Below are 6540 nucleotides of genomic sequence, written 5' to 3'. Positions count from 1 at the left end.
GTTTCGATGATATCCGCATCGGCTTTGACCTGGACTACTATCAGTCCGACTCTGGCGAAGCGGGCCGCCTCACTTCCCAGGAATATGCAAACAACCGCGATCTGGTAAAAACGCCCTTTAACCGCATTGAGATCGATCAGCTCATCGCCACGGTGAAGTACGAGCAGCAGATCACCGAGCAATCCACCCTGGATGCGAGCGTCTGGTACTCCTCGATGGATCGCCTCAGCCGCCGCTCTGCCATGTTTACAGACCCGGCCAACGAGCCAGAGACAACCGCCATTGATGAACAGCAGTTCGCTAACTACGGCCTCGACCTGCGTTATGCGCTGTCCTGGGGCGAGCGGCATGTGCTCACCGCCGGCACCACCGCCTATCTTGGTGACAGCCCGCGCACCCGGCATGTCGGCGATGACATTCGCTCCAGCGCCCAGAACCCGCAGGACCTGGTCTTCGACCAGGATCGCGTCATGAGCTACAACGCGCTGTTCGTCGAAAACCTGTTCCGCTTTGGCAAGCTCAGCGTGGTACCCACGCTACGTTTTGAACGGGTCAACTACGATCTTGAAGAACGGGTGAAAAACGCCAGCCTCAACCGTGACGCGATCGACTTCGACGACACGTTTAACGAGACGCTGTTTGGCCTAGGCCTGATGTATCACACTGGCGAGCGCTCAGAAGTGTACGCCAACTTCTCGGAGTCTTACCGCCCGCAGCGCTTCGACGATCTGATTAACCCCAATTCGGAGCTCGCCGGTAACAATGGTCCCGGCGTGTCCCGCGCGGTCAATTATGAGATCGGTTATCGCAGCCAGCCAATCGACAATCTGGTTTTTGACGTCAGTGTGTTTCGCATTGATTTCGAAGATAAGATCGAACAGATTCAAGTGAATATCACAGACGTGGAACGAGTTAACAGCGGCGACTCCCGGCATCAGGGCGTTGAGTTCAGCGTGGAATACGATCTGCTGCCCAGTGCCTCGCAGTCACTCAAACTGTTCGCCAACGGCTCTCTGCTGGATGCCGAAATAAACACCAGCCTTAACGAAAGCCTGGTGGGCAACAGCACCGCATTCTCCCCCGACTACCTGATCCGCACTGGCCTGCTCTTTGACAACGAGGACTGGACCGCCGCCCTTACCGCTACGCTGGTGGGAGAGCAGTACTGGCAGGACTCCAACTTACCGCGTGGCAGCGGTGCCGACCAAATCGCGGCGGAAATACCCGCCTACGAAGTCCTCGACTTCAGCCTTGAGTATCGCGCCAGCAATCGGTGGACCGTGCACGGTGGGGTTAACAATATGCTGGACGAGGATTACTTCAGCCGCGTGCGCAACGACGGCATTGAGCCCGCACTGGAGCGCACCTTTTACCTGGGCTTCCGCTTCGACCTGCGCTAGCGCAGCTGCGATTGGGACTTGCCAACGTTGTTCCTACCTTTGCCTTTGGTCATTGATAGTTCCTGTTGATCAGTCGCGATACGGGGTTAATCCAGCAGCCCGATAAAGTCGGTGGCCAGTGCCTCCGGGCGCACGGCGCGGGTATCCGGGCTGCGGTGCAGCTTGACCAATCCGCAACCCGCCAGATTGCGCAGCGTGCGAGAAAGATAACTCGCCGAATGGATTAGCACTAGGCGAGACCTGAACTGCCAACTGAAAATGTTATGCCGACACAGCCACGAAGGCCGCTTTGAAACCCGGTAGGCCGGGAACGGCCATCGCCAACCAGTTGCGCGGCCTGGGCTTTCGGCAGCGGCAGCCCACCGCCTTAAAGCAAAAGCCTCTCAAGGCTCTGGTGGATCACTGGCTGGAGGAAATCCCTCCCCTGGCACCATGAAGGACCGGGCCCTCATTCTGCAGGCCATTCGTGCTCGCGTGTGCAGCAACAGCCGCGTTGGTTTCGATTTATCGTAGCTATGGTCCGGCGGCGCTTTCCGCCGCTGACGCTGCAGGTCCTCGAACACGTAACCCCGGCCGTGCTCGGCGCCCTGGGTGATACAGTGTGCGGAACGACTGTCGATATCCTGTTTCTCTCCATTTCAGATGTCGTCTACCGTGGCGGCTCAATTTACGCGCGGCGGGGCCCCGCAGAACTGTTCTGGATAGCGCTGTCTTTCCTGATGGTGGGCGTGCTTTTGCTGCGGATGCAACTCCCTGAACAGCACGGCGTGGGTAACATTGGTTTCGAAAGTGCCGCGGTGCGTCTGCTGTATGTCGGCGGCGTGCTAACCCTGATACTTACCGGAGGACTTCAGCATGGCTAACTCACTACCTTACAGCCGCATTCTTGAACTCGACGGTGCCGAGCACCGCTACTGTGCCCTGGACCAGGTAGTTGAAGGTGCAGCGCTCGGCCGCCTGCCTTTCTCCCTGAAGATCCTGCTGGAAAACCTGCTGCGACACAGCGCCTCGGAGGCGGTCACCCGGGAGCAGATTGAAGCGCTGGTGCATTGGAAACCCCGCGGGATGCCGCCGGCAGAAATCGCTTTTACACCGGCGCGGGTCGTACTGCAGGATTTTACAGGTGTGCCCGCCATAGTTGACCTCGCCGCCATGCGCGACGCTATCGAGAAACTCGGCGGTGATGCGCAGCGCATCAATCCGATGGCGCCGGTAGAGCTGGTCATCGACCACTCGGTACAGGTGGATGTGTACGCCAGGTCTGACGCCCTGGAGCGAAATACGCAACTTGAGTACGAGCGCAACGGCGAGCGCTACAAGTTCCTGCGCTGGGGGCAGCAGGCTTTTCAGGATTTCAAGGTGGTGCCCCCGGGCACGGGTATCGTGCACCAGGTGAACCTTGAGTATCTGGCCCGGGTTGTGTTCGAGAGCAGTGACGGGGAGGGCCCGATTCTATATCCCGATACGCTGGTTGGCACCGATTCGCACACCACCATGATTAATGGTCTTGGGGTGCTCGGTTGGGGTGTCGGTGGAATCGAGGCCGAAGCCGCTATGCTTGGTCAGCCCGTGTCCATGCTTATTCCTGAGGTTGTGGGGGTCCGTCTCGATGGGGCTCTGCGCGAGGGAGCAACTGCTACGGACCTGGTCCTGCGCGTGACGCAGATTCTGCGTGAGCACGGTGTGGTGGGTAAATTTGTGGAGTTTTTCGGGGATGGCCTGGCCGCGCTCCCGGTCGCCGACCGCGCGACGATCGCCAATATGGCGCCAGAGTACGGCGCTACCTGCGGCATTTTTCCCATCGATGAGCAGACATTGACCTATCTTCGTCTGACGGGACGGCCGGAACCTCACATAAAACGTGTAGAGGCTTACGCCAAAGCTCAGGGCCTCTTTCGGATATCGGGGGAGACCGCTGCTGAATACTCGCAGACCCTGGAGCTCAATCTCGACAGTATCGAAGCGAGCATAGCCGGGCCGCGGCGGCCGCAGGATCGCATCGCTCTGGATCAGGCGGCAGTCGCCGTGTCGAAAAGCCTGCACGAGTTTCAGGCCGCGCGCAGTAAGTCCCTCGCACGGGACGGGGACATTGAGCGTTTTGCCGCAGAGGGTGGCGGCACAGGGGTAGCCGCGCCCGCTAAAACCCCGGGCGCCTATGCGGGCACGGTGCTGGACAGCCAGGAATTCGAACTGCGTGATGGGGCGGTGGTTATCGCTGCCATCACGTCCTGCACCAACACCTCGAACCCGTCGGTGATGGTTGCCGCGGGACTGCTGGCCCGCAAGGCCCGTGCGCGGGGCCTGGTGAGCAAACCCTGGGTGAAGACCAGTCTGGCACCGGGATCCCAGGTGGTGCATGACTACCTTGTGAAGGCGGGTTTGCTCGATGACCTCGAGGCTTTCGGTTTCCAGATCGTCGGCTACGGGTGCACCACCTGCATTGGCAATTCCGGGCCGCTCGCAGAACCCATCTCGCAAGCTGTACGCGATGGCGATCTCGCCGTGTGTGCGGTGCTGTCGGGAAACCGTAATTTCGAAGGCCGCATTCATCCGCAGGTGCGCCTGAACTATCTCGCTTCCCCCCCCCTGGTGCTCGCCTATGCCATTGCCGGTAACATGGCTTCAGATATTCTCGAAGAACCTCTCGCTGTCGGTGCCGACGGTGAGAGCGTATACCTGCGTGAGTTGTGGCCCAGCCAGCAGGAGATTGCCGCAACTATCGCCAGCACGATTGATCCCTCCATGTACCTGGATAGCTACGCGCAGGTCTTTGATGGCGATGCAACCTGGCGCGGACTGGACGTACCCACGGACAAGCGCTACCGCTGGGAGCCGGACTCCACCTACATACGCATGCCTCCGTTTTTTGATGACATGAGCGCGACGCCGGATGCCATTGCCCCGGTCGCCGGCGCCCGCGTGCTGTGCATGCTCGGTGACAGCGTGACTACGGACCATATATCACCGGCGGGGTCGATCATGCCCGGCAGCCCGGCGGGGCAATATCTACAGAAGAACGGGGTGCAGGTGAGTGATTTCAACTCCTATGGCTCGAGGCGCGGGAACCACGAGGTCATGATGCGCGGCACCTTTGCCAATGTGCGCCTGCGAAACCAGCTGGCGCCGGGAACCGAGGGCAGCTGGACGCGCTATCAGCCCGATGACGCGCAGATGACTATCTATGACGCCGCAGTGCGTTACGCGGCCGAGGATGTTCCGCTGCTGATTATTGCCGGCCGGGAATACGGCAGTGGTTCATCACGGGACTGGGCGGCTAAGGGTCCACGGCTCCTCGGTGTGCGCGTTGTTATCGCCCAAAGCTACGAGCGCATACACCGCTCCAACCTGATCGGTATGGGCGTGCTACCGCTGCAATTTCGTGACGGCGAAAGCAGTGAGAGCCTCGGCCTTGAGGGCACCGAGAGCTATGACGTCGAGCTCGCGAGCGAAGACCGTGACGAGGTGGCCGTTACCGTGCGAACCGAAAATGGCGATGAGAAACAGTTCCGTGCACTGGTGCGCATTGATACGCCCAAAGAATGGGACTACTACCGTCACGGCGGGATATTGCACTACGTGCTGCGCGAGCTCCTGAACTGATCAGTCGTCGCCGGGAATGCCGGCTTTCGTGAGGCGCATTGGATCAAGAAGAGTCGCCAGTTCCTCCCGGGGCAGATCCGTCTGCTCGCAGGCGACGTCCAGGACCGTGCGCCCCTGCGCAAGCGCGGCCTTGGCAATTGCAGCGCCTTTCTCGTAGCCGATGCGGCTGTTGAGTGCGGTTACCAGCACCGGACTGCGCGCGACGGCACTTTCAAGGGCGTCCCCATTCACCGTTAATCCCGCCACGGCTCTGTCAGCGAGCGCCCGCGCACCATTGGCCAGTAGCTCAATCGCCTGCAGGAGATTGTGGGCGATAAGCGGCAGCATCACGTTGAGCTGAAAGTTTCCCGATTGCCCCGCCATCGTTACGGCCATATGCAGGCCGCTTACCTGCACGCACACCATTGCCACCGCCTCGGGAATGACCGGGTTGACCTTGCCGGGCATGATGCTGCTGCCCGGCTGCAGCGCCGGCAACTGTATTTCCCCGAGCCCGGCCAGCGGCCCGCTGTTCATCCAGCGCAGGTCGTTACAGATCTTGATGAGCGCAGTGGCAAGGACGTTCAATTGTCCACTGAAGGAGACTGCCGCGTCCTGACAGCCGAGGTTACGATAGCCCGGAAGCGACTCGACGGCATATCCAGTGTCCTCGCTCAACTGTCGGGCGACGGCTTCGCCAAACTCCGCCGGCGCGTTGATGCCGGTCCCGACGGCACTGCCGCCGATAGGCAGTCGCCGCAGGCGATGCAGGGACAGGCTGATGTCGCCGCGGGCATCGGCAATCTGCTGGGCCCAGGCGCCCATTTCCTGGTCGATGCGCACGGGCATGGCATCCATTAGATGGGTCCGACCGGTCTTGACTACGCTCCCGAAGGCGCTGGCCTTCTCGCGCAGGGCTGCTTCCAGAGTCTCCAGAGCGGGAAACAGCCGTTCTGATGTCTCCAAGCAAGCGCTCAGTTGCAGGGCGCTGGGTATCACGTCATTGCTGCTCTGACACATATTGACATGATCGTTCGGGTGCACGTCCCGGCCCGCAAGGTCGCTGGCCAGACGCGCGAGCACCTCGTTCATGTTCATATTGCTGCTGGTGCCGGAGCCGGTCTGGAATACATCAACGGGGAACTGGTCCGCGTGGCCACCGTCGATAATGTCCTGTGCCACCGAAGCGATAGCGTCGGCCCGCTCCCGGTCCAGCAAACCCGCGCGCTCATTGACCCTTGCTGAAGCTTTCTTGATCGAGGCTAGCGCAGTGATAAACGCGCGCGGCATGGGCATGCCACTGATAGTGAAATTGTCGATGGCGCGCTGGGTCTGCGCACCATAGAGTGCAGCCGTCGGTACCTGTACCTCGCCGAGGCTGTCATGTTCCGTGCGGTAGTCCATTGTGTATCCTCCCCTGGGGCGATCCCCGACGGTACTCGCTTTAACCCTCTTAGGTCGCTACCGACGGGCAACCAGGCCAGCAGAAGGCACCACACACCCGGGCACTGGAACCAGGCCTGCGCTCGGTCAATCTGACAACGACTGACATAGAACCCGC

The 6540-nt window shown here is 60.6% G+C and carries 6 protein-coding genes; 4 read left to right on the top strand and 2 right to left on the bottom strand.

Annotated features, from left to right (window positions below):
• Window positions 1-1400, top strand: a 1400-nt coding sequence (locus ACI9KD_RS10305) for a TonB-dependent receptor family protein (RefSeq protein ID WP_414981082.1), incomplete at its 5' end; no start/stop codon positions are given.
• An 86-nt stretch (window positions 1401-1486) separates the two neighbouring features.
• On the opposite strand, the gene ACI9KD_RS10300 is transcribed toward ACI9KD_RS10305, so the two are convergent.
• Window positions 1487-1630: a hypothetical protein gene (locus tag ACI9KD_RS10300; protein ID WP_414981081.1), complete on the bottom strand. Its 144-nt coding sequence runs from the start codon at window positions 1628-1630 to the stop codon at window positions 1487-1489.
• A gap of 59 nt (window positions 1631-1689) precedes the next feature.
• Between ACI9KD_RS10300 and ACI9KD_RS10295 the strand changes: the two genes are divergently transcribed.
• Genes ACI9KD_RS10295 through acnA form a run of 3 tightly spaced genes read left to right on the top strand, consistent with a single transcriptional unit; the run spans window position 1690 to window position 5000 of the window.
• Window positions 1690-1836 (top strand): hypothetical protein, encoded by a 147-nt coding sequence (locus ACI9KD_RS10295; RefSeq protein WP_414981080.1) that lies wholly within the window; start codon window positions 1690-1692, stop codon window positions 1834-1836.
• 40 nt (window positions 1837-1876) lie between these two features.
• The gene (locus ACI9KD_RS10290) at window positions 1877-2263 is read left to right on the top strand and encodes a hypothetical protein (RefSeq protein ID WP_414981079.1); all 387 of its coding nucleotides are present in this window, start codon (window positions 1877-1879) and stop codon (window positions 2261-2263) included.
• Window positions 2256-5000 carry an aconitate hydratase AcnA gene (gene acnA / locus ACI9KD_RS10285; RefSeq protein ID WP_414981078.1) on the top strand — a complete coding sequence of 915 codons (2745 nt, stop codon included), beginning with the start codon at window positions 2256-2258 and terminating at the stop codon, window positions 4998-5000. The genes ACI9KD_RS10290 and acnA overlap by 8 nt, the downstream gene beginning before the upstream one ends.
• Here acnA and ACI9KD_RS10280 read toward each other — a convergent pair whose 3' ends face one another.
• Complete coding sequence (locus tag ACI9KD_RS10280) at window positions 5001-6383, bottom strand: class II fumarate hydratase (protein ID WP_414981077.1); 1383 nt, start codon at window positions 6381-6383, stop codon at window positions 5001-5003.
• Window positions 6384-6540: the final 157 nt, after the last annotated feature.

It is taken from the genome of Congregibacter sp. (genome assembly GCF_047617445.1).
Classification (GTDB): Bacteria; Pseudomonadota; Gammaproteobacteria; order Pseudomonadales; family Halieaceae; genus Congregibacter.
The sequence above is the reverse complement of the archived record's forward strand: the minus strand, read 5'-3'. Positions and strand labels throughout refer to the sequence as shown.

Bases quoted from the DNA above. Each gene is read 5' to 3' on its own strand.
- ACI9KD_RS10280 (WP_414981077.1), bottom strand. From the start codon at position 6,383: ATGGACTACCGCACGGAACATGACAGCCTCGGCGAGGTACAGGTACCG.
- acnA (WP_414981078.1), top strand. From the start codon at position 2,256: ATGGCTAACTCACTACCTTACAGCCGCATTCTTGAACTCGACGGTGCC.